Here is a 21,228-nt window from a genome sequence, read left to right on the forward strand (position 1 = left end):
TCAGTGGATCGGCGCCGGGCCGAGCTCGTCGAGGAGCTTCTGCATCGCGACGTACGCCTTGTTCCGGTAGGCCACGAGTTCGGGCGCGCGGTCGGCCGGCACGTCCAGGTAGCCGGCACCGGACTTCGTGCCCAGCTCGCCGGCGTCGACGTGCTGCTGCAGCGACGGCGGTGTGGCGAAGCGCTCCGGCCAACGGGTCTGCAACGACTCGAAGCAGAACGCGTAGACGTCGAGCCCGGCCATGTCGGCGATCGCGAACGGGCCGAAGAACGGCAGGCGGAAGCCGAACGTGGTGCGCACGATGGTGTCGATGTCGTCGGGGGTGGCGATGCCCTCGTCGGCGATCTTCGTCGCCTCCTCGAACAGCGCGTACTGCAGGCGGTTGAGGACGAACCCCGTCGAGTCCGTGACGCGGGCCGACTGCTTGCCGGTCGCGGCGACGACGGCCTCGCCGACCTCGATCGCGTGCTCGTTCGTGGTCGGGTGCGGGATGAGCTCGACGCCGGGGATGAACGGCGCGGGGTTCGAGAAGTGCACCCCGAGGAACCGCTCGGGGCGGGTGACGGCCTCCGCGAGGGACTCGATGAGGATCGTCGACGTGTTCGACCCGATCACGGCGTCGGGTCGCGCAGCCTCGCTGATCCGACGGAGCGTCGCGTGCTTGATCTCGATCTTCTCGGGAACGGCCTCCTCGATGAAGTCAGCCGTGGCGACCGCCTCCTCGATGGACGCTGCAGCGCTGAGGTGTGCGTCCACGCGGGCGACGGCGTCCGCGGGGAACAGGCCGTCCGCGACGAACTGCTCCGTCTCCGCGATGAGCCGGGCGCGGTTCGACGCAGCGATCTCGGCCGAGACGTCCGCGATCCGGACGGTGTGGCCGGCGAGGGCGAGGACCTGAGCGATCCCGCCGCCCATGTAGCCGGACCCGACGACGGCGATGTCGAGGGTGCTCATCGAGTTGCTCCTTGCTTCGTCGCCCCGACCACCGAGGTGGCAAGGACGGATCGGATGTACTGCTGGTTGGTCGCGCAGACGCCGAGGCTGTCCCCGCCGTACTGCTCGGTCATGACGATCCCGCGGAACCCGTCGGCGACGGCGTCACGGAGCACCTGCCGGTAGTTGATGAGCCCGGTCTCCATGGTGCTCGGCGCGCTCGTCGCCCAGGAGCCGTCCCCGGCCTCGTCGCGCGTGTAGTTCTTCACGTGGAGGTAGTTCGTGTACGGCAGCGTCTTCGCGAACAGCTCCCGCCAGTCCTCCACCGGACGGTGCAGGCGGATGAGGTTCGCGACGTCGGCGTTCAGCCCGACGGTGTCCAGGCCGATCTCCTCGACCAGGCGGACCGCGCTGTCGGCGGTCCCGAGGTAGGTGTCCTCGTACAGCTCGAGGGCCATCGGCAGGCCGACGCTGGCGGCGTGCTCCCCGAGCTCCCGCAGCCGCTTGACGGCGGCGTCCCAGACCTCCGGGTCGTCCGGGTCCTTCGGGCCCGGCGCCGTCCAGAACCACAGGGCCTTCCGCTGCGCCTCGGTGAAGGGCTGGTGCAAACCGGTCGAGAAGACCTGCATGCCCCACTCGGCCGCGGCGTCGATCGTGCGGTGGGCGTACGCGAGGTTGTCCTCCTCGTGCCCGGGCTGGATGACGCTCTTCCGCTGCAGGTGCACGGACGGGATGCCGATGCCGTGCGCCGCGGCGATCGCGAAGAGCTCGTCACGGCGGGAGCGTTCGAGGTCGGCGGGGCGGATGTGGCTGTCGGCGAGTTCGGCGAGCGAGAAGCCGGCGGCCGCGATCTGCGCGAAGACGTCGTCCCACACCTCGGCGGGGGCGTCGTGGAACGCCGTCCCTTCGCGGGTGACCTGGGCGAAGCCGTGCAGGCACGCGGCGATGGGCCACGTCTCGTCCGTCCAGGTCGTCGGGTCCCAATCCTGGGTGACCCAGTCCTGTGGTGATGCCACGTGCATGCTCCTTCGCAGTCGTGCGGTGCGGTTCAGCCCCGAACCTCTTTCCTATAGGAAAGATACTCGGAAACGGCCGGAGCGCAACCCGTCCGCGCGATCAGGCTGCGGTCAGGCCCCGTGTGACGCGTCCGCCCGGGACCGGACGCGCACGTTGTCGATGTGCACCCGCATCGCGGACACCGCGGCCGACGGGCTGATCGCGAGGGCGTCGAGGATCGACCGGTGCTCGGCCACGGCTCGCGACGTGTCGTCGTCTCCGCCCCCGACGATCTGCCGCATCCGGTGCACCCGGGTGGTGATGATCTCGGACATCTCCTCGAGGAACGGGTTGTGCGTCGCGTCGAAGAGCACCTGGTGGAAGTCCCAGTCGGTGCGGAAGAACCGGGCCATCAGCTCGTCCGGCACGGTCCCGACCTCGATCGCGGCCACCTCGGCGGCGACCTCGGCCTGCACCGCGAGCGCCGCGTCCAGCCGCTCCCGCAGGGCGTCGACGTCACCGCGGGCAGCGAGTTCGACGGCGCCGCTCTCGACGATGAGCCGGGCGTCGAACAGCGCCTCGAGCTGGTCGCCGGCGAGCGGTGGCGCGACCCGGTAGCCCTTGTTCGCCTCGCGCGTGACGAGCCCGGTCCGCTCGAGCTGCACGAGCGCCTCGCGGACGGGCGTCGGCGAGACCCCGAGCGTGCGCGCCAGTCCGTCGATCGACAGGCGCATGCCCGGTTCGACGTCGTGACCCATGAGGAACTCGAGCACGCGGTCGTAGACCCGGTCGCGGAGTCCGAGCTGCGTGATCCGCTCGCTGCCGAACCCGGCCATGGTGCTCGTCATGGTCCGATCATAGAGAATCGACGATCACCGACCCGGGCGGATGCCCGCCGACCCGCGAGTCAGCGCGTGAACTCCACGATGACGTTCTGCTCCCCGCCACCGCCGAACCGGAGGGGTGTGCGCTCGTCGAAGCCGTCGGCACGCAGGACCGCGGCGACCCGCTCGAGCTCCGCGGGATCGTCACCGACGTACCAGACGGTGCGCAGCCCGTCGGTCTCCTTCGCCGCGTTCACCGCGCCGTGCATCCGGGCGAAGAAGTAGTTCATGCCGACCGAGTCCGTCTTCGTCCACAGGTCGCGCAGGCCGGCGACGGAGGACGGGTATGCGATCGTCAACTGGTCGGCGGGCCGCCGCATCTTGCCGAGGATGAGCCCGGCCGGCCCGACCTCGTCGTGCCGTGCGTCGGTGAGCTCCTGCGCGGCCGTGGCCAGGTCGGTCGTCATCGGCGACGCGTACCGGACGCTCCACCAGACCTGCCCGGCGGGCACCAGGAACGCGACGAGCAGGATGCCGCTGATGACGCCCTTGGCGTACGGCAGCAGGGCGACGATGCCGGCGGCGGCCAGGATCGCGAGCGCCGGAGCAGAGTACGTCAGGTAGCGGCCGCTGTAGACCGGCTTGCCGAAGTGGGACGCCGCGAGCAGCACCACGGTCGGCAGCACCAGCCAGGGCAGCAGCACGACGAGCGCTTCCGAACGGCGCCGCAGCGCGGACCCGACGGCGAGCAGCACGAGCAGCCACGACACCACGGCGACCGCGGTCACGAAGGTCCTCGTCGTGTCCACCAGGGCGAAGTCGAAGAACTGCAGCCGCCACGAGCTCTCGATCGCGCCGCGCAACGAGGGGGCCTGCAGCCACGCGATCTGGCGTGACTGCGGGATCGCTCCGTGCACGAACGGCAGCGCCGCCGCGGCGACCAGCACGAGTGCCGTCGCAGCGGCGGCGAGACCGACCCACCGCCGCCTCGGTGCCGAGACGAACCGCAGGAAGACGCTGAGCGCGTGCGCGACCAGGACGAGTGCCGCCCACAGGAACACCAGCACGGAGAGGTACGCGACGACGGCGTACAGCAGCCACCACGCGACGACCACCAGGGGCGGTCTCCGGGCATCGGAGACGTCGAGCGCGTGCACGAGGAGCACGGTGGAGAGCACGGCGAGCAGCAACTCGAACGCAGGCGATCGGCCCGTGGTGCCGGCGGCGGCCACCACGGGCAGGAGCGGCATGACGATCGCCGCGACCGTCGCGGTGGCGATGGAGAACAACCGTTCGGCCAGCAGCACGAGCAGTCCTGCGGCCAGCCCGATCGCGACGGCGGACGGGAACCGCAGCGTGAACGGGCTGTACCCGACCAGGTCGAACCAGACGTGCATCCCGACGTAGTACGCCGCGTGCACGAGGTCGATCCGGCCGACCAGGTCCTGCAGGGCGTCCCACGAGCGCGTCGACGCCGCGATGGTTGGCGGTCTCGTCCAACCAGACGGTGCGGTGGGTGATCGCGACGAGGCTGATCAGCGTGCCGAAGAGGGTCGCGGCCCCGGCGACGAACCACCTGGCGCTCCCGCGGCTGGTCCGGCGGACGTCGACGTGCATGCCCGCAAGCGTATGGGACCGGGACGGCGCCGCGGGCCGCCGCTCGTCAGGGCACCTGGGCGAACCGGATCGCCCCGCGCTCCCGGAGCCGGAAGCCGAGGTGCTCGTACAGCCGGATCGCGCCCGTGTTCGTCGCGGCGGCGTGCAGCATCGGGACCTCCCCGCGCTCCCTGATCCCGTGCGCCACCGCGAGCACGAGGCGCCGACCGAGGCCCTGCCCGCGGTACCCGTCGTCCGTGCACACCGCGCTGATCTCGGTCCATCCCGGCGGGTGCAGGCGCTCCCCGGCCATGGCGACCAGTCGGCCCTCGCGGCGGATGCCGAGGTAGGTGCCGAGCTCGATGGTCCGGGGCAGGAACGGCCCGGGCTTCGTCCTGGCGACGAGGTCGAGCATCTCGGGGACGTCGTCGGCCGTGAGCACGACCGCCTCCGGATCCGGTGCTCCCGCCACCCCTTCGCCCGTGAGCTGCACCCCGCCGGCACCGTCCAGCTCGTTCCACCCCGGTGGTAGGACGGCGGACGGATCGACCCGGAAGCCGGCGCCCGGTCCGAGCAGCGCCGCGACGTCCGCCCAGTCCTGCTCCGTCGGGTGCACCGGGACTCCGGTCCACACCGAGACGTCGGGGCGGTACCGGACGATCTCGCCGCGGCGCTCGGCGAAGCGGGCGTGCACGCCGTTGAGGGAGGCGAGGGCGGGGTTGTCGAGCATGCGCGTCGGCGTGCCGTCCTCCGCGGTGGTCAGGTCGAGCGTGCGCACCGTGGCACCGCGCGCGTCGGGCACGAACCCCCGTTCCTCGAGGAGCCGTCGGACGCCGTCCGTGAGTCCGGCCGTGTCGACCACGACCGCTGAGGCGAAGCGCACGGTCGCGGCGTCGACGGCGGCGTCGACGAGGTCGCCGAGCGCCGGTCCCACAGCGTCGACCCCGGCTCGGACCTCGACCTCGCCGGGGCGGGTCAGTGCGCTGAGGTGCGCACCCGGAGCGCTCGACTCGGCGACCGCATCCGAGACGACGGCGTCGCCGCGCCCGTCGACCGCGCCCGACGCGACGGCGTCGCCCGGCCCGTCGCCCGCGCCCTGGTCGTCGTGCGTCCACCGCTCGACCCGGGGGTCGGCGGTGGCGGAGCGACGGACGACGGTGACGGGCGAGGTGGTCATGCCCCCAGTCTCCGACCCCGGCGCGGTGTCCGACGGATCGTTGCGGACCGTGACGGCTACGCTGCTCGCGTGACCGCAGCGAACCCCCGGCCCCGCATCGTGACGATCTCGGTCGTGCTCTGGCTCGTGTGGCTCGTCGGCTGCGTGCTCGCGTCCGTGGTCGGCTTCGTCGAGTTCCCGTCGAGCGTCCTGGTGACGGTCGTCTCCGTCGTCCTCTCCCTGGTGGTCTGGGGCCTCGTCGCGTGGGCTGTCCTCCGCGTCTCGCGGGGTTCGGCGACGGCACGCATCGCCCTCGTGGTGGTGGCGGTCGCACGGGCGCTGCTCAGCCTGGGCAACGGGCCGTCGACGCTCCTGCTCACGGCGCTCTCCGCGGCCGCCGCCGTCCTCCTCTTCGTCCCGGCCGCGCGCCCGTTCTTCACCCGGCGCTAGTCCCCGCGCGCCCGGAGAACACGCAGCCCGATCCGGTTAGCCCAGCCGCGCCACCACGAACTCGACCATCCGCCGCACGAGCAGCGCCCGCGACGACGTCCGCCGGTACTCGTGCCCCTCGCCCTCGAGCTCGAGGTACTCGACGTCGTGCGACCGTTCCCGCAGTGCCGCGACCACCTGGTGCGCCTCGCCGATCGGCACGTTGGTGTCGAGCTCGCCGTGCACGACCAGGAGGGGCGCCGCGATCTCGTCCACCGCCCGCATCGGGGACAGGGCGGCGAGCAGGGCCCGGTCCTCGACCGGGTGTCCGTACTTCGTCGCCGCCGCGGCCGCGATCCGCGGCTCGGTGTCGCGGTAGAACGTCGCGAAGTCGCTCATGCCGCACACGGCGACCCCGGCGACGAAGACGTCCGGCGTGAACGCGAGCGACGCCAGCGTCGCGCACCCGCCGTAGGAGCGACTCTCGACGGCGACCCGGGAGCGCTCGGCGTACCCGTTCGCCACGAGGTACCGGGCGCAGTCGACGACGTCGGCGAGCGCGTTCCACCGCCCGCGAGGTCGTCGGCGTGCACGAACTCGTGGCCGGAGCCGGAGGACCCGCGGATGTTCGGCGCGAACACGGTGACGCCCGCAGCGGCGAGCGCCTGGTGCTGGGGCGAGAACGTCGGTCGCTCCTGTGACTCCGGTCCGCCGTGCAGGTGCACGAGCGCTGCGCGCGGGCCGGGAGGCACGGAGCGCGTCGACGGATCGGCGTCCGCCGACGGATCGGCCTCCGCCGACGGGTCGGTCGGCTCAACGGCCCGGGACAGCCAGCCGGTCAGCTCCAGTCCGTCGCGTGCGGCGAACCGCTCGAGGGTCGGTTCGACGAGCGGCACGTCCGGCAGCTCCGGCACGCCGGTCACGCGGCTCCAGGTCAGGGCGTTCGTGTCGAGCCGCCAGAGCTCACGCGGACGGGTCGGGCCCTCGACGGCGAGCAGCACGCTCCGGCCGTCGCGGCTCAGCACGGGGTCGGTGACGACGGCGCCCGGCAGGTCCGGAACCGGGGTCCGCGACGCGTCGTGCGCGGCAGTCCACGTTCCAGACGAGGCGCACCGCCGCCCCGACTGACTCATGCTCGTAACACGATGGCGAAGCTTCGCTCTCGTGGGCCCTCATTGAAGGTTGTGCCGTAAACTTCAACAAGGACGAACCGGACGAAAGGGTGCGCGCGTGCCGACGACACTCGACTGGGAGGAACGCTGGCTGCCCCGGCCGGAGAACCCGGATTTCGATTCCCGTCGGATCCGAGCGCTGCGCGGCGAACCGTACCGGGCGGCGGTCCCTCCGGAGATCGCGGCCGCCGAGTTCACCATCGCTTCCCGGTCACTCTCCGACGCCGACGACGCCACGAGGGCGATCGCGCGGTTCGACGCCGAGTACGCCTCCTTCCCGGTCCCGTTCGCGGCGGTGCTCCTGCGGAGTGAGTCGGCATCGAGCTCGGAGATCGAGCACCTCACCGCCGGGGCGCGTGCCATCGCCGAGGCGGAGATCGACGAACGGGTGCAGGGCAACGCCCCGTTGATCGTCCGGAACGTGCGGGCGATGGAAGCGGCCGTCGCACTCGCGGACGACCTCGGGATCGAGACGATCATCGCGATGCACGAGGAACTGCTGCGCGACCAGACGCCGCGCCTCGTCGGCGGCTTCCGTGACCAGCAGGTCTGGATCGGCGGCTCGTTGCCGCACCTGGCCGCGTTCGTCCCGCCGCACCAGGAGCAGGTGCCCGCCGCGATGGACGACCTCATCGCCTTCACGTCGAGGACGGACCTCCCCCTGCTCGTCCTGGCCGCGATCGCGCACGCGCAGTTCGAGACGATCCACCCGTTCCCGGACGGCAACGGCCGCACCGGTCGTGCGCTCGTGCAGGCGATCCTGCGTCGGGGTGGGTTGTTGCGGCACCTCACCATCCCCGTCAGCAGTGGGATCCTCACCGACGTCGACGGCTACTTCGGCGCCCTCGACGCCTACCGCGCGGGCAAGGTCGAGCCGATCATCGACGTGTTCTCGTCGGCGTCGCTCGCCGGACTCCGGAACGCGAGCACCCTGGCAGCGGACATCCGCGGGCTGCAGGAGCAGTGGGGAGGCCGACTCGCCGGCCTCAGGACCGACGCCACCGCACGCCGCATCGCGAGGCTCTCGATCGAGCACCCGGTACTGAACGCGCGCCTCGCGATCGAACGGACGGGGTCGAGTGCACCAGCCGTCGCGAACGGGTTCGCGCAACTCGTCGACCGTGGTGTCCTCCGACCTGCGAACTCCAAGCAGCGGAACCGGGTGTGGGTGAACGATGAGGTCGTGGAGGCACTGGACGCGTTCGCAGCGCGGAGTGGGCGTCGCCAGGTCCCCACCGCCTGACCCGCTCGTCGACACGCGAGCGGGCGTGGTGTCCGGAGCCACCAGCCCGCTCGTGTCTCCCCGCTACTTGACGTCGTACATTGAGTCTGTGTCCGGGTGCCGCCAAGGAACGATCGACTTTCGAGACCAGCGGGATCCGACCAGGGGTGGAAACGCGCGCGTTCCGACGTCGCACGCGTCGATCGACGCGTGCGACGTCGAAGCGCCGCGTTCTTCCACCGCGGCGACCGGGCCTACCCCCGCGTGCGCGCCAACCGCCGATTGAGGGCGCCGTTCAGCAGCGCCACGAGCAGGCCCACCGCGAACACGAGCGTCCCGAAGCAGAGCACCTGCGGCGGCATCCCGGCCTTCGCGGCGCCGTACACGAACAGCGGGAACGTGACCGAGGGTCCGGCGACGAACGACGTGATGACGTAGTCGTCGATCGACATCGCGAGCGCCAGCAGCCCGGCGGCGAGCATGCCCGGGGCGAGGAGCGGCAACGTGACGAGCCGGAACGCCTGCAACGGGGTCGCACCGAGGTCGCTCGCCTCCTCCTCGAGCACCTTCGACGTCCCCGCGATCCGCGCTCGGAGCACCACCACGACGTACGCGACGTCGAACGCCACGTGGGTGAGGAGGATCGTCCAGAAGCCGGTGCCGAGCCCGATCGACAGGAAGAACGACAGCGACGCCGAGCCGACGACGATCGACGGTGCGGCGATGTCGACGAACACGATCGAGCTGACGACCCCGCGGCCGGGGAACCGGTACCGCTCCAGTGCCAGGGCCAACGGCAGACCGATCGCCACCGAGACGATCGCCGCGAGGAACGCGACGGCGACCGAGGTGCCGAAGGCCGCACCGAGCCCCGAGACGTTCCAGAGGTTCTGGTACCAGTACGTCGTGAAGCCCCGCCACGCGAAGGTCAGCCGGTTCGTCGGGGCGTCGTTGAACGAGTACGCGATCATGGAGACGATCGGCACGAGGGTGATCGCGATGACCACCCAGTACACGATCGCGAGCCACGGCCCGCGCCGGGTCGCGCCGCCGCGACGGCGTCGGACGGGCCGCTCGGCAGCGCCGGCGGCGAGGGGCGACACGGGGGCGGTCGACCCGGCCCGGGTCGGCGTGACGGCGGTCATACGAGGTCCTCGAGGTCGTCGGTGCCGGACACCCGGGCGTAGATGAACAGGATGATGCCGAACACGACCATGAGCACGGTCGAGAGCGCGGCGGCGACGTTGTACTGCTGGTTGCCCGAGTAGGCGTCCTGGATGGCCTGGCCGATCGTGTACGTGTTCGTCCCGCCGAGGAGCGCCGAGTTCACCGGGTCGCCCACGCAGTCGATGAACACGAGCAGCACGCCCGCGAAGATGCCGGACCGGGACAGCGGCAGCGTGGTGTGCTAGAACGCCCGGAACCGCCCGGCGTAGAGGTCGTGCGCGGCCTCGCCGAGGCGTGGGTCGATGCGCTCGAGGGCGGCGTAGATCGGCAGGACCATGAACGCCAGGTCGTTGTACGCGTTGCCGAAGATCACGGCGCCGGACGTCCCGAGGATGTGGAAGTCCTTCCCCGCGAGCCCGATCGCCTGCAGGGTCGTCACGACGGGCCCCTGCGACGCGAGCACGAACGCCCACATGTCGGTGCGGATGACGAACGACACCAGGAAGCTGATGAACACGAGCATGAGCAGCGGGTTCTTCCACCGCGGCGACACCCGGAACGCGATGAAGTACGCCACCGGGTACCCGGCCGCGATCGTCACGATGGTCGCGGCCAGGCCGTACCAGAGCGACCGGAGCAGGAACGTGAGGTACGGCACCTGCGGGTCGACGAAGAGCGATGAGTAGATCCCGAAGTTCCAGGTGAAGGTGTAGCCGTCGTCCGGGTTGCCCGACATGAGCGAGACGATGAGCCCGGACACGAGCGGGATGACGAAGAACACGCAGAGGTACGCCGTGCCGACGATCCCGAGCAGGAACGGCACCCGCAACCGACGACGGCCCGGTCCGGCGCCGACGCCAGCGATCGCCGCGGTCCCGACGGCCGTCACGACTGCACCACCGCGTTGAAGATGCCGTTCCACTCCGAGTACTCGTCGTAGTTCTGGAACACGCGGAACTCGTGCGACCGCTCGAGCACGTCCGTCGAGGGGAAGACGAGCGGACTGTCCGCCACGGTCGGGTCGTCGAGCACGTCGCGGACGTAGTCCTGGGCGCCGGGCACCGGGCACACGTAGTTGACGTAGTCCTCGACGATCCCGGCGATCTCCGGCGTGTAGTAGAAGTCCATCCAGGCCAGCGCCGACACCGGGTTCGCCGCCTGTCTCGGGATCATGAGGTTGTCGTGCCACATCATCTGCCCCTCCTCCGGCGTGATGAACTTCAGGTGCTCGAACCCCGACTGCTGTGCCTGGAACACGTCGCCCGACCAGGCCTGCGTGATCCAGGTGTCGCCGTTCTCGAGCTTGTTGATGTAGCTCTGGTCGTAGAACCCGGTGACGCTCGGCCGGAGCTTCCGCAGCCACTCCTGGGCCGTCCGCCATTCCGACGGCGTGGAGGTCTCGGGGTCGGCGCCCGTGGCGAGCAGCCCGAGCGACCCGAGCTCCGTGTTGTCGCTCATCAGTCCGACCCGTCCCGCGAACGCCGGGTCGAGGAGGTCCTGGAACGACGTGATCTCCCGGTCGATGTACTTCGGGTTGTAGGCGATCCCGGTGAAGCCGGTCTGCCAGACCACGGAGTGCTTGTTGTCCGGGTCGTAGGTCGGGTCCTTGACCGAGTCGCCGGCGTACTTCGCGAAGTTCGGCAGGCGCGAGTGGTCGAGCTCGCACACGAACCCGTTCTTGATCATCTGCGTGAGCTCGAACCCGTTCGTCATCACGACGAGGTCGTAGCCCGTCGCGCCCTGTGCCCGGAGGATCGGCGAGACGGTCGCGTAGAACGTCGCGTTGTCCTGGATGACCGCCTGGTAGTCGACGGTGATCCCGGTGGCCTTCTCGAACAGCCGGAGCGACTCGGACTTGCCCTTGTCGGAGTCGATGTAGAGCGGCCAGTTCGCGAAGTTGAGCTGCTTCGTGGCCGTCGCGTCGGCCCAGAACCGCTTCCAGTCCACGGGGTGTTCGGCGAGCGAGGCGGCGGAGCCCTTGATGCTGCACCCGGCGAGCAGTGCGGCCACCGCGGCGGCCCCGCCGCCGGCGAGGAACCCGCGCCGGCTGACGCGCGCGGACGTGAGTCCGCGGACCAGGTCGGGGCGGCTGCTCACGCGACCGCTCCTGCGGTCGCCGGCTCGGACTGGAGGCCCGGACCGGCCTGGGTGGTGACGGTCGCGTCGGACGCGTGGTGCGCCTCCAGGCCGAACCCGTGGTCGACGCCCCACGTGAGCCAGACCTCGGTCCCGGGGGCGATCCGCGGGCCGCCCTTGGAGTTCTGGGCGAAGACGGACACGTGCCCGGCGCCGGGCACGTCCACGAGGTACTGCGTGCTCACGCCGGAGAACGAGACGTCGACGACGCGGCCGGGCCCGAGGATGTTCCGACCGGCCTCGGGCGTCGGCTCCGCGGTGCGGATCTTGAGCTTCTCGGGTCGGACGCCGACCACGACGCGACCGGTCGTGGCGACGGCTCGAGCGGTGGGGACCGCGAGCGTCCCGGCACCGGTCGTGACGACCAGGAGCTCGCCGTCGGTCCCGCGGACCTCGCCCTCGAGCAGGTTCGACCGGCCGAGGAAGTTCGCGACGAAGGCGGTGCGCGGGAGTTCGTAGAGCTCCTGCGGGCTGCCCATCTGCTCGATCCGGCCGCCGTTCATGACCGCGACCGTGTCGGCCATGGTCATCGCCTCTTCCTGGTCGTGGGTGACGTGCAGGAACGTCAGCCCGACCTCGGCCTGGATCGACTTCAGCTCGAACTGCATCTGGTGCCGGAGCTTGAGGTCGAGGGCGCCGAGCGGTTCGTCGAGGAGCAGGAGCGCGGGGCGGTTCACGATCGCCCGTGCGAGGGCGACGCGCTGCTGCATGCCGCCGGACAGCTGCGCCGGACGCTTCGATGCGGATCCCTCGAGCTCGACGAGCCGGAGCGCCTCGGTCGCCTTCGTCATCGGGTCCGGGATGCGGCGCCGCTTCAGGCCGAACGCGACGTTCTCGAGCACGCTCATGTGCGGGAAGAGCGCGTAGTTCTGGAACACGGTGTTGACCGGCCGCTGGTACGGCTTGGTTTCGGTGACGTCGCGCCCGCCGATCGTGATCGTCCCGCTCGTCGGCTCCTCGAGCCCGGCGACGAGCCGGAGCGTGGTCGTCTTGCCGCAGCCGGACGGGCCGAGCAGGGCGAAGAACGAGCCAGCGGGCACGGTGAGGTCGAGCGCGTCGACCGCGGTGTGACCCGGGAACGCCTTGGTGATCTGCTCGAGCCGCAGATCGGCTCCGGATTCGGCGAACGTGCCGGTCATAGCCATGGTGCCTCCTGCTGCTGGTGCGCGGGTCGGGGTCGGGATCAGCCGATGTAGGACATGACGTGCTTGATGCGGGTGTAGTCGTCGAACCCGTACTGGGACAGGTCCTTGCCGTAGCCGGAGTGCTTGAAGCCGCCGTGCGGCATCTCGGCGACGATCGGGATGTGCGTGTTGATCCACACGCATCCGAAGTCGAGGTCTCGGGCGAAGCGCATGGCCCTGGCGTGGTCGGTCGTCCACACCGAACTCGCGAGACCGTACTCGACGTCGTTCGCCCAGGTCAGCGCCTCCTGTTCGGTCGAGAAGCGCTGCACCGTCTGCACCGGGCCGAAGATCTCCTGCTGCACGGCGCGGTCGCCCTGCCGGAGCCCGGACACGATCGTCGCCTCGTGGTGGAAGCCGCGGTCGCCGATGCGGTGCCCGCCGGTCTCGATCGTGGCGTGGTCGGGCAGGGTGTCGACGAAGGACCGGACCTGGGCGAGCTGGCCGGCGTTGTTGACCGGCCCGAACGACGGGTCCGCGACGTCCGGGCCGGTCCGGGCGTTCGTCCGGGCCTCGGCGACGAGGGCCGCGACGAACTCGTCGTGGATGCCGTCCTGCACGAGCAGCCGGGTGGCGGCGGTGCAGTCCTGGCCGGCGTTGAAGAACCCCGCGGCGACGATGCCGGCGACGGCGGACGGGACGTCGGCGTCGTCGAACACGATGACGGGGGCCTTGCCGCCGAGTTCGAGGTGCGTGCGCTTGAGGTCGGACGCGGCGGCGCGGGCGACCTGCATGCCGGCCCGGACCGAGCCGGTGATGCTCACCAGCTGGGGTGTCGGGTGGTCGATCATCGCGGCGCCGGTGGTCCGGTCGCCGAGCACGACGTTGAGGACCCCGGGCGGGAGGAACTCCGCGGCGACCTCGGCGAGCAGCAGCGTCGAGAGCGGCGTGGTGTCGCTCGGCTTGAGCACGGTCGTGTTCCCCGCGGCGAGCGCCGGGGCGACCTTCCACACCGCCATGTTGAGCGGGTAGTTCCACGGGGTGACCTGGGCGACGACGCCGATCGGCTCGCGACGGACGAACGACGTGTGGTCCGGTGTGTACTCGCCGGCGCTGCGACCCTCGAGGTTCCGTGCGGCCCCGGCGAAGAAGCGGATCTGGTCGACGGACAGCAGGATCTCGTCCTGCACGAGGGTCGCACGCGGCTTGCCGGTGTCGAGGGCCTCGAGGTCGGCGAACTCCTCGGCGCGCTGCTCCATCGCGTCGGCGATCCGGAACAGGGCGAGCTGCCGCTCCGCTGGGGTGGTGCGCCGCCACCCGTCGAACGCGCGGCTCGCGGCGGCGAAGGCTGCGTCGACGTCCTCGGCGGTGGAGACCGGCGAGGTGCCGTAGACGTGCTCGTCCGTCGGTGCGACGAGGTCCATGGTCGCGTCGCCGCGCGCGTCGACCTGCTCGCCCCCGATGACGTTCCGGAGCACGCCCCTGGCCGTCCCGCCCATCGCGGCAGCGCCCGAGACCGCCGTCGCGCGGCCCGGGGAGGCTGTGTCACTGTCCAGCATGGCGGTGATAGTGGCACGGAATGCGCTGCTCCGGAAGAAGATTCCGCGGGTTGTGGAGAACCGTAACAACGGAAATCGTCGCGAAACATCGTGTTCACAACGAAATCCCTTGCGCGCCCTCGACGCCGCTGCCATGCTGTCCGGCATGGCGGCAGCACCACGACGTCCGGGACCGATCGACGAGACCTCGAAACGGATCATCGAGCAACTCCAGGCAGACGGACGCCGCCCGTACGGCGAGATCGGCAAGGCGGTCGGTCTCAGCGAGGCGGCGGTCCGTCAACGTGTGCAGAAGCTCACCGAGACCGGCGTCATGCAGATCGTCGCGGTGACGGACCCCATGCAGCTCGGGTTCCACCGTCAGGCGATGATCGGCATCCGGGTCAGCGGCGACACCCGAACCGTCGCCGATGCACTCGAACGGCTCCCGGCGGTGGACTACCTCGTCATGACCGCCGGGAGCTTCGACCTCATGGTGGAGGTCGTCTGCGAGGACGACGACGGCCTCATCGAACTGCTCAACGGCACGATCCGGGCGATCCCGGGCGTCGCCGGCACCGAGACCTTCGTCTACCTGCAACTCCGCAAACAGCTCTACGACTGGGGAACGCGATGACCATCTCCGAACCACGTGCACGCCTGGGGTCCTACGATCCGTCCGCCCCGGTGGACGACGCCGCGCTGCAGCAGAAGTCGCGCGACCACCTCTGGATGCACTTCGCCCGACACGGCGCGAACCAGGCGGGCGCCGACGTGCCGATCATGGTCCGCGGCGAGGGGCACCACGTCTACGACAGCCACGGCAAGCAGTACATCGACGGGCTCTCCGGCCTGTTCGTCGTCGCCGCGGGGCACGGTCGGAAGCGCCTGGCGGAGATGGCCGCCAAGCAGGCCGAGACCCTGTCGTTCTTCCCGATCTGGTCGTACGCGCACCCGGCGGCGATCGAGCTCGCCGACCGGCTGGCCGACCACGCCCCGGGTGACCTCAACAAGGTGTTCTTCTCGACCGGCGGCGGCGAGGCCGTCGAGACCGCGTTCAAGCTCGCGAAGTACTACTGGAAGCTCCGCGGCAAGCCGATGAAGCACAAGGTGATCTCCCGCGCGGTCGCGTACCACGGCACCCCGCAGGGCGCCCTCGCGATCACCGGCATCCCCGCGATGAAGCAGATGTTCGAGCCGCTCACGCCCGGTGGCTTCCGGGTCCCGAACACGAACTACTACCGCGCCGAGGAGATGGGCTTCGCCGGTGGCTCTGAGGAGGAGTTCGGCTTCTGGGCGGCCGAGCGCATCCGCGAGATGATCGAGTTCGAGGGTCCGGACACCGTCGCCGCGGTCTTCCTCGAGCCGGTGCAGAACTCGGGCGGCTGCTTCACCCCGCCGCCCGGGTACTTCCAGCGCGTCCGCGAGATCTGCGACGAGTACGACGTGCTGCTCGTGTCCGACGAGGTCATCTGCGCGTTCGGCCGGATCGGCACCATGTTCGCGTGCGACACCTACGACTTCGTGCCCGACATGATCACGTGCGCCAAGGCGATGACCTCGGGGTACTCGCCCATCGGCGCGACGATCATCAGCGACAAGCTGTTCGAGCCGTTCTCCAAGGGCGACACGACCTTCTACCACGGGTACACGTTCGGCGGGCACCCGGTGTCGGCCGCCGTCGCGATGGAGAACCTCGACATCTTCGAGGAGGAGGGGCTGCTGCAGAACGTGCAGCAGAACGCCCCGCTGTTCCGGGCCGAGCTCGACACGCTCCGCGACCTGCCGATCGTCGGCGACGTCCGCGGTGACGGGTACTTCTACGGCATCGAGCTCGTGAAGGACAAGGCGACGAAGACGACGTTCGACGACGCCGAGTCGGAGCGCCTGCTGCGCGGGTTCCTGTCGAAGGCGCTCTTCGACGCGGGGCTGTACTGCCGCGCCGACGACCGCGGGGACCCCGTCGTGCAGCTCGCGCCGCCGCTGACCATCGGGCAGCCGGAGTTCCGCGAGATGACGTCGATCCTGCGGAGCGTCCTGACCGAGGCCTGGACGAAGATCTGACCATGTCGGGGTACCGGGGCGTCTCGTTCTGGCTCGACGCGCTCGTCGCCGGCGGGCGTGACGACCTCACGCCCCGGGCTCCGCTCGACGGCGACACGACCGCGGACGTCGTGATCGTCGGCGGTGGACTGACGGGTCTCTGGACCGCGTGGTACCTGCACCAGGCCGACCCGGGCCTCCGGATCGTCGTCGTGGAACGCGAGATCGCCGGGTTCGGCGCCTCCGGACGGAACGGCGGTTGGTGCTCCGCGCTCTTCCCGGCGTCCGCGGCGTCCATCGCCGAACGGCACGGTCGGGAGGCAGCCCTGGCGCTCCGCGCGGCCGTGCGCGACACGGTCGACGAGGTCGGCCGTGCCGCGGCCGAGGCGGGCGTCGCCTGCGACTTCGTCAAGGGCGGGACCGTGCTGTACGCGCGCTCCGCCGTGCAGGAGCGCGCGGCACGCGACGAGGTCGCCGCCTCCGTCGCCTGGGGCGACGACATGACGTACCGGGACGCGCGTCCGGGCGACGCGGCGGGCACCGCCGGCGTCGCCTGGACCCCCGACTGCGCGCGGGTGCAGCCCGCCGCGCTGGTCCGTGGCCTGGCGGCCGCCCTGGAGGCACGGGGCGTGCGGATCGCGGAGCACACGCCCGCCTCGTCCTGGGACCGCGGCCGCGTGGTCACGTCACGCGGGACCGTCACGGCGGGCGCCGTCGTCATCGCCGTCGAGGGCTACGGCGCGCAGCTCGAGCAGACCCGACGGCGCATCCTCCCGCTGTACTCGCTCATGATCGCGACCGCACCACTGCCCGCCGGGGTGTGGGACCGCATCGGCCTCGAGCACGGGCAGACGTTCTCCGACTACCGGCACCTCCTCGTGTACGGGCAGCGGACGGCCGACGACCGCATCGCCTTCGGCGGACGGGGTGCCCGCTACCACTGGGGGTCGTCCATCGAGCCCGGCCACGACCGGGTGCCCCGCGTGTTCGAGCACCTCCGGAAGGCCCTCGTCGACCTCTTCCCCGCCGTGGGCGACGCGCCGATCACCCACACCTGGGGCGGCCCGCTCGGCGTCCCGCGCGACTGGTGCGCCTCGGTGACCTGGGACGGCCACGTCGGGACCGCCGGCGGCTACGTCGGTGACGGACTCTCCACGACGAACCTGGCCGGGCGGACGCTCGCCGACCTCGTGCGCGGGGTCGCCTCGCCGCTCACCGCGCTGCCGTGGGTGAACCACCGGTCGCCAGACTGGGAGCCCGAGCCGCTCCGGTTCCTCGGCACGAACGCCGGACTCGTGGCCACCGACCTCGCCGACCGCGAGGAAGCGCTGACCGGCCGGCCCAGCCTCGCGGCGCGGCTCATGGCGCCCCTGACGGGAGGGCACTGATGTCCGACGTCCCTGGTCCGGGTGCCGACGTCGTCGTCGTGGGGGCAGGCGTGTCCGGTCTCGCGGCGGCACGTGCCCTGGCGCAGGGAGGGAAGCGGGTCGTCGTCCTCGAGGCCCGCGACCGCATCGGCGGCCGCACCTGGACCGACGACGAGCTCGGCGTGCCGGTCGACCTCGGCGCCTCGTGGATCCACGGCGTCGACGGCAACCCGCTCTGGGAGCTCGCGCCGGCGTTCGGCATCGACACCGTCGAGTTCACCGTCGGCAGCTTCCAGTTCGACGGTCGGCCGATCGGGTGGCACGCGCCGTCCGGTCGCCGGCTCACCGACGCCGAGGCAGCGTCCTTCGTCGCCGACCTGCGCGCCCTCGACGCCGCGCTGCCCGCGGTCGTCGGACACGCCCCGCCCCCGGCCACGTACGCCGTGGCGGTGAACACGGTGCTGCGCGACCTCCACATCGAGGGCGACCGGGCCGCACGCGTCCGCGAGTACACCGCCCGCCGCTCCGAGGACCTCTGCGGCGCACCCGTCACGGTGCTCGACGCGCACGGGCTCGACGAGGAGCACGTGCCCGGCGACGAGGTCGTGTTCCCTGGCGGGTACGGCCAGTACGCGCGGGCCCTCGCCGACGGGCTCGACGTGCGGCTCGGCGCGGTCGTGCGCGCCGTCCGGCAGTCGCCGCAGGGCGCCGCCGTCGAGCTCGCCGACGGCACGGTCGTCACCGCCGCCGAGGTCGTCGTCACCGTGCCGCTCGGTGTCCTGCAGGCCGGCTCGGTCACGTTCGAGCCGCCGCTGGAGCCGGACGTCCTCGACGCGATGGGCCGGCTCGGGATGGGGGTCTACGACAAGGTGTTCCTGCGTTTCCCCGAGCGGTTCTGGGGCGACGACTGGGTCGTCCGCCAGCAGGGGCCCGCCGGGGTCGACTGGCACTCCTGGTACGACATGTCCCGCGCAACCGGCGAACCGGTGCTCGCGGCGCTGCTCGGCGGAGCGGGCGCCCGGCGCATCGAGTCGCTGCCGGACGCCATCATCGTCGACGAAGGGCTGACCGCACTGCGGCGGATGTTCGGCCCGTCGGTCCCGGAGCCGGAGGCGGTGCGCGTCACCCGGTGGGCGGCTGACCCGTTCGCCCTCGGGTCGTACTCGTTCCTGCGCGTCGGGGCCTCCACCGACGACCACGATCGGCTCGGCGGGCGGTGCGGCCGGGTCCAGCTCGCCGGGGAGGCCACCTGGGGCGACGACCCTGCGACCGTGCACGGGGCGCTGCTGTCCGGGCTGCGGGCTGCCGGGCGGTTGCTCGGGCACGACGTCACGCCGGCGTCCCTCGCCGGGCCGCTCCGCGTCTGACGTCCCCGTCCCCGTCGCCGGCCCCGGCGAGTGGAGGGCGGTCGGCTGAGAGGGTCCGCACGGATGGCACCGCCGCCGACCTCTGCAGCGGTGCCACACTCGGACCGTGACGACGACGCGGCCCCTCCACCAGCACGAGCACCGCGCACCGGTCGCCGTCGCCGTGCTGGTCAACCTGGCGTTGAGCCTCTTCCTGCCGGACGAGGTGCTGTTCTTCCCGTCGTGGGTCGTCCCGCTGCTCGGGGTCCTGCTCCTGACACCGCTCATCGTCTTCAACCCCCGACGCCTCACCCGCGAGACGACCTGGTCGCGCTGGCTCTCGACGGGGCTCGCCGTCCTGCTCACGGTGGCGAACCAGTCGACCGTCGTGCGAACGGTCGACCAACTCCTGCACGGTCACCCCGACGGCGGCGCGGTGCTCCTCACGGCGCTGCAGGTCTGGGTGAGCAGCATCATCGCGTTCGGCCTCGTGTACTGGGAGCTGGACCGCGGCGGCCCGGTCGCGCGTCGGCAGCCGGAACTCTGGGCGAGCGACGAGGCCGACTTCTTGTTCCCGCAGGAGTCCGATCCGAGCAAGGCGTCGTGGCGACCCGTCTACCTCGACTACCTCTACGTGGCGATGACGAACATGGTGGCGTTCAGTCCGACGGACACGATGCCCTTGACCGTCCGGGCGAAGATGATCATGGCCTACCAGGCGGTCGGCGGGTTCATCCTGCTGGCGCTCGTCATATCTCGCGCGGTCAACATCATCAACTGACCCGGGGTCGTGACGGACGGGCGATCAGGACCCGTGCGCCTGCTCGGCGACCGGCTGCCACTCGCGCCACGTCGCCAGCCGCGACTCGTAGTCCCGCTCCGCGATCCCGAGCGGAGCCTTGCCGAAGAACACGCGCAGGGGTGGTTCGTCTGCGTCGACGACCGCGAGGATCGCCGAGCGGGTCGCCTCGGGCTTGCCGGGGTCCGCGGCGGACGGACGCTTCGATGCTGCCTCGCGGACGTCGTCGTAGGCGTCGAGCTCCGCACTCCGCTTCGACGAGGGTCCGGACCAGTCCGTCGAGAACCCACCCGGCTCGACGAGGGTCACGTGGATGCCGAAGTCCGCGACCTCCTGCGACAGCGACTGCGAGAGGCCCTCGAGCGCCCACTTCGAGGCGTGGTAGGCGCCCACGGTCGGGAACGCGCTGATCCCGCCGATGCTCGACACCTGCACGATGTGGCCGGAGCCCTGCTCGCGCATGATCGGCAGTGCGGCCTGCGTGGCCCAGAGCGCCCCGAAGAAGTTCGTCTCGAGCTGTGCACGCACCTCGTCCTCGGTGAGTTCCTCGACCATGCCGAAGTGGCCGAACCCGGCGTTGTTGACGACGACGTCCAGCGAGCCGAAGTGCTCGGCTGCGCGCCGAACCGCGGCGGTGTCGGCGTCGTGGTCGGTGACGTCCAGTCGCAGCCCGAGGAAGGTCTCCGGGTACTGCTCCTCGAGGTCACGCACGTCATCGGGGTTGCGGGCCGTGCCGGCGACGGAGTCACCGCGTCCGAGCGCCGCCTCCGCCCACTCGCGGCCGAAGCCCTTCGATGCTCCGGTGATGAACCAGGTCTTGCTCATGATGTCTCCTCCTGCGTCGTGACCGGACCACACAACGCCCGGACGGCTCCGCGCCGCGTGGACGTCCGGGGGACGTGCGCGGACTCCGGACAGTCAGGGACGCGGCGCCGCGAACTCCAGGTTGATGCCGTCCGGATCGCGGACGGACAGGATGACGAGCCCGAACGGAGGAAGGTCGGTGACCACACCGTGCTCGATCCCAGCGGCGTCGAGTCGGTCGACCGCCGCATGCAGGTCATCCGCGCTCGCCACACGGAAGCTGACGTGGTCGAGACCCACCCGATCGGGGTCGAACCGGTCGTCGACCGGGGCGACGGGTCGCAGCCCGAGGGTCTGTCCGCCGAAGGTGAACGAGCAGCCGCCGTACGTGCGCCACGGGTCGTCGTGGATGGTCGGGTCGTCGATCTCGTCGCTGAAGTCGCTCCCCGGCGGCATCCCGAACAGCAGCTCGTAGAACGCCTTGCTCCGACGGACATCAGTGACGGTGAGTCGGACGTGGGAGAAGCCGAGGGGGTTCACGATCGCTCCGGTCATGCCTCGATACAACTCGGACCT

The 21,228-nt window shown here is 71.1% G+C and carries 20 protein-coding genes and 1 pseudogene; 7 read left to right on the forward strand and 14 right to left on the reverse strand.

What is annotated here, in order from left to right:
• The 5 genes from IEY20_RS15660 to IEY20_RS17185 all read right to left on the reverse strand — a co-directional run bounded on the left by IEY20_RS15660 (nt 1) and on the right by IEY20_RS17185 (nt 5,526).
• Nucleotides 1-954 (reverse strand): 3-hydroxyacyl-CoA dehydrogenase family protein, encoded by a 954-nt coding sequence (locus IEY20_RS15660; RefSeq protein ID WP_175327494.1) that lies wholly within the window; start codon nt 952-954, stop codon nt 1-3.
• Nucleotides 951-1,949, reverse strand: a complete 999-nt coding sequence (locus tag IEY20_RS15665) for a sugar phosphate isomerase/epimerase family protein (RefSeq protein ID WP_175327493.1) — start codon at nt 1,947-1,949, stop codon at nt 951-953. Before IEY20_RS15665 ends, IEY20_RS15660 begins: the two co-directional genes overlap by 4 nt.
• Before the next feature lie 111 nt (nt 1,950-2,060).
• Entirely contained in the window at nt 2,061-2,777 is a 717-nt protein-coding gene (locus IEY20_RS15670) for a GntR family transcriptional regulator (RefSeq protein ID WP_175327492.1), read from the reverse strand.
• A 59-nt stretch (nt 2,778-2,836) separates the two neighbouring features.
• Nucleotides 2,837-4,150: a glycosyltransferase family protein gene (locus IEY20_RS15675; protein WP_188889294.1), complete on the reverse strand. Its 1,314-nt coding sequence runs from the start codon at nt 4,148-4,150 to the stop codon at nt 2,837-2,839.
• A gap of 266 nt (nt 4,151-4,416) precedes the next feature.
• Nucleotides 4,417-5,526 carry a GNAT family N-acetyltransferase gene (locus IEY20_RS17185; RefSeq protein ID WP_022905102.1) on the reverse strand — a complete coding sequence of 370 codons (1,110 nt, stop codon included), beginning with the start codon at nt 5,524-5,526 and terminating at the stop codon, nt 4,417-4,419.
• Between the two features lie 69 nt (nt 5,527-5,595).
• Here IEY20_RS17185 and IEY20_RS15685 point away from each other — a divergent pair, with 69 nt between their 5' ends.
• Entirely contained in the window at nt 5,596-5,955 is a 360-nt protein-coding gene (locus IEY20_RS15685) for a hypothetical protein (RefSeq protein WP_022905103.1), read from the forward strand.
• A 36-nt stretch (nt 5,956-5,991) separates the two neighbouring features.
• Here IEY20_RS15685 and IEY20_RS17190 read toward each other — a convergent pair.
• Nucleotides 5,992-6,486, reverse strand: a pseudogene (locus IEY20_RS17190) (alpha/beta hydrolase family protein); the annotation flags it as partial.
• A gap of 678 nt (nt 6,487-7,164) precedes the next feature.
• On the opposite strand from IEY20_RS17190, the gene IEY20_RS17195 reads away from it, so the two are divergent.
• The gene (locus tag IEY20_RS17195; RefSeq protein ID WP_022905106.1) at nt 7,165-8,349 is read left to right on the forward strand and encodes a Fic family protein; all 1,185 of its coding nucleotides are present in this window, start codon (nt 7,165-7,167) and stop codon (nt 8,347-8,349) included.
• Between the two features lie 233 nt (nt 8,350-8,582).
• Here IEY20_RS17195 and IEY20_RS15700 read toward each other — a convergent pair whose 3' ends face one another.
• Genes IEY20_RS15700 through IEY20_RS15725 form a run of 6 tightly spaced genes read right to left on the reverse strand, consistent with a single transcriptional unit; the run spans nt 8,583 to nt 14,254 of the window.
• Complete coding sequence (locus IEY20_RS15700; RefSeq protein ID WP_175327490.1) at nt 8,583-9,473, reverse strand: ABC transporter permease; 891 nt, start codon at nt 9,471-9,473, stop codon at nt 8,583-8,585.
• Entirely contained in the window at nt 9,470-9,694 is a 225-nt protein-coding gene (locus tag IEY20_RS15705; RefSeq protein WP_175327489.1) for an ABC transporter permease family protein, read from the reverse strand. The genes IEY20_RS15700 and IEY20_RS15705 overlap by 4 nt, the downstream gene beginning before the upstream one ends.
• A gap of 42 nt (nt 9,695-9,736) precedes the next feature.
• A complete protein-coding gene (locus tag IEY20_RS15710) occupies nt 9,737-10,384 on the reverse strand; it encodes an ABC transporter permease (protein ID WP_175327488.1) in 648 nt (215 codons plus the stop codon).
• Nucleotides 10,381-11,592 carry an ABC transporter substrate-binding protein gene (locus IEY20_RS15715; RefSeq protein ID WP_175327487.1) on the reverse strand — a complete coding sequence of 404 codons (1,212 nt, stop codon included), beginning with the start codon at nt 11,590-11,592 and terminating at the stop codon, nt 10,381-10,383. Before IEY20_RS15715 ends, IEY20_RS15710 begins: the two co-directional genes overlap by 4 nt.
• A complete protein-coding gene (locus IEY20_RS15720) occupies nt 11,589-12,776 on the reverse strand; it encodes an ABC transporter ATP-binding protein (RefSeq protein ID WP_175327486.1) in 1,188 nt (395 codons plus the stop codon). Before IEY20_RS15720 ends, IEY20_RS15715 begins: the two co-directional genes overlap by 4 nt.
• A gap of 38 nt (nt 12,777-12,814) precedes the next feature.
• On the reverse strand, nt 12,815-14,254 hold the full coding sequence (locus IEY20_RS15725; protein ID WP_175327524.1) for a gamma-aminobutyraldehyde dehydrogenase: 1,440 nt from the start codon (nt 14,252-14,254) through the stop codon (nt 12,815-12,817).
• A gap of 193 nt (nt 14,255-14,447) precedes the next feature.
• On the opposite strand from IEY20_RS15725, the gene IEY20_RS15730 reads away from it, so the two are divergent.
• From IEY20_RS15730 to IEY20_RS15750, 5 genes are all read left to right on the forward strand, one after another.
• Nucleotides 14,448-14,930 carry an Lrp/AsnC family transcriptional regulator gene (locus IEY20_RS15730; protein WP_031274587.1) on the forward strand — a complete coding sequence of 161 codons (483 nt, stop codon included), beginning with the start codon at nt 14,448-14,450 and terminating at the stop codon, nt 14,928-14,930.
• Nucleotides 14,927-16,357 (forward strand): aspartate aminotransferase family protein, encoded by a 1,431-nt coding sequence (locus IEY20_RS15735; RefSeq protein WP_175327485.1) that lies wholly within the window; start codon nt 14,927-14,929, stop codon nt 16,355-16,357. The genes IEY20_RS15730 and IEY20_RS15735 overlap by 4 nt, the downstream gene beginning before the upstream one ends.
• Before the next feature lie 2 nt (nt 16,358-16,359).
• On the forward strand, nt 16,360-17,724 hold the full coding sequence (locus IEY20_RS15740) for an NAD(P)/FAD-dependent oxidoreductase (RefSeq protein WP_175327484.1): 1,365 nt from the start codon (nt 16,360-16,362) through the stop codon (nt 17,722-17,724).
• The gene (locus tag IEY20_RS15745; RefSeq protein ID WP_188889296.1) at nt 17,724-19,070 is read left to right on the forward strand and encodes a flavin monoamine oxidase family protein; all 1,347 of its coding nucleotides are present in this window, start codon (nt 17,724-17,726) and stop codon (nt 19,068-19,070) included. The genes IEY20_RS15740 and IEY20_RS15745 overlap by 1 nt, the downstream gene beginning before the upstream one ends.
• 106 nt (nt 19,071-19,176) lie before the next feature.
• Nucleotides 19,177-19,830 carry a hypothetical protein gene (locus IEY20_RS15750; RefSeq protein ID WP_229728111.1) on the forward strand — a complete coding sequence of 218 codons (654 nt, stop codon included), beginning with the start codon at nt 19,177-19,179 and terminating at the stop codon, nt 19,828-19,830.
• Nucleotides 19,831-19,854: 24 nt separating this feature from the next.
• Here the strand turns inward: IEY20_RS15750 and IEY20_RS15755 are convergent, their stop codons facing one another.
• Both IEY20_RS15755 and IEY20_RS15760 read right to left on the reverse strand, forming a co-directional pair.
• A complete protein-coding gene (locus IEY20_RS15755) occupies nt 19,855-20,673 on the reverse strand; it encodes an SDR family oxidoreductase (protein WP_175327483.1) in 819 nt (272 codons plus the stop codon).
• 93 nt (nt 20,674-20,766) lie between these two features.
• Entirely contained in the window at nt 20,767-21,207 is a 441-nt protein-coding gene (locus IEY20_RS15760; RefSeq protein ID WP_022905118.1) for a VOC family protein, read from the reverse strand.
• Nucleotides 21,208-21,228: the final 21 nt, after the last annotated feature.

The organism is Curtobacterium luteum, assembly GCF_014646995.1.
Lineage (GTDB): Bacteria > Actinomycetota > Actinomycetes > Actinomycetales > Microbacteriaceae > Curtobacterium > Curtobacterium luteum.

Excerpts from the sequence above, each read along its gene's own strand:
- IEY20_RS15660 (WP_175327494.1), bottom strand. The coding sequence starts at position 954 with ATGAGCACCCTCGACATCGCCGTCGTCGGGTCCGGCTACATGGGCGGC.
- IEY20_RS15675 (WP_188889294.1), bottom strand. The coding sequence starts at position 4,150 with ATGCACGTCTGGTTCGACCTGGTCGGGTACAGCCCGTTCACGCTGCGG.
- IEY20_RS15740 (WP_175327484.1), top strand. The coding sequence starts at position 16,360 with ATGTCGGGGTACCGGGGCGTCTCGTTCTGGCTCGACGCGCTCGTCGCC.
- IEY20_RS15700 (WP_175327490.1), bottom strand. The coding sequence starts at position 9,473 with ATGACCGCCGTCACGCCGACCCGGGCCGGGTCGACCGCCCCCGTGTCG.
- IEY20_RS15730 (WP_031274587.1), top strand. The coding sequence starts at position 14,448 with ATGCTGTCCGGCATGGCGGCAGCACCACGACGTCCGGGACCGATCGAC.
- IEY20_RS15720 (WP_175327486.1), bottom strand. The coding sequence starts at position 12,776 with ATGGCTATGACCGGCACGTTCGCCGAATCCGGAGCCGATCTGCGGCTC.
- IEY20_RS15760 (WP_022905118.1), bottom strand. The coding sequence starts at position 21,207 with ATGACCGGAGCGATCGTGAACCCCCTCGGCTTCTCCCACGTCCGACTC.
- IEY20_RS15745 (WP_188889296.1), top strand. The coding sequence starts at position 17,724 with ATGTCCGACGTCCCTGGTCCGGGTGCCGACGTCGTCGTCGTGGGGGCA.
- IEY20_RS15725 (WP_175327524.1), bottom strand. The coding sequence starts at position 14,254 with ATGGGCGGGACGGCCAGGGGCGTGCTCCGGAACGTCATCGGGGGCGAG.
- IEY20_RS15670 (WP_175327492.1), bottom strand. The coding sequence starts at position 2,777 with ATGACGAGCACCATGGCCGGGTTCGGCAGCGAGCGGATCACGCAGCTC.
- IEY20_RS15735 (WP_175327485.1), top strand. The coding sequence starts at position 14,927 with ATGACCATCTCCGAACCACGTGCACGCCTGGGGTCCTACGATCCGTCC.
- IEY20_RS15755 (WP_175327483.1), bottom strand. The coding sequence starts at position 20,673 with ATGAGCAAGACCTGGTTCATCACCGGAGCATCGAAGGGCTTCGGCCGC.
- IEY20_RS17185 (WP_022905102.1), bottom strand. The coding sequence starts at position 5,526 with ATGACCACCTCGCCCGTCACCGTCGTCCGTCGCTCCGCCACCGCCGAC.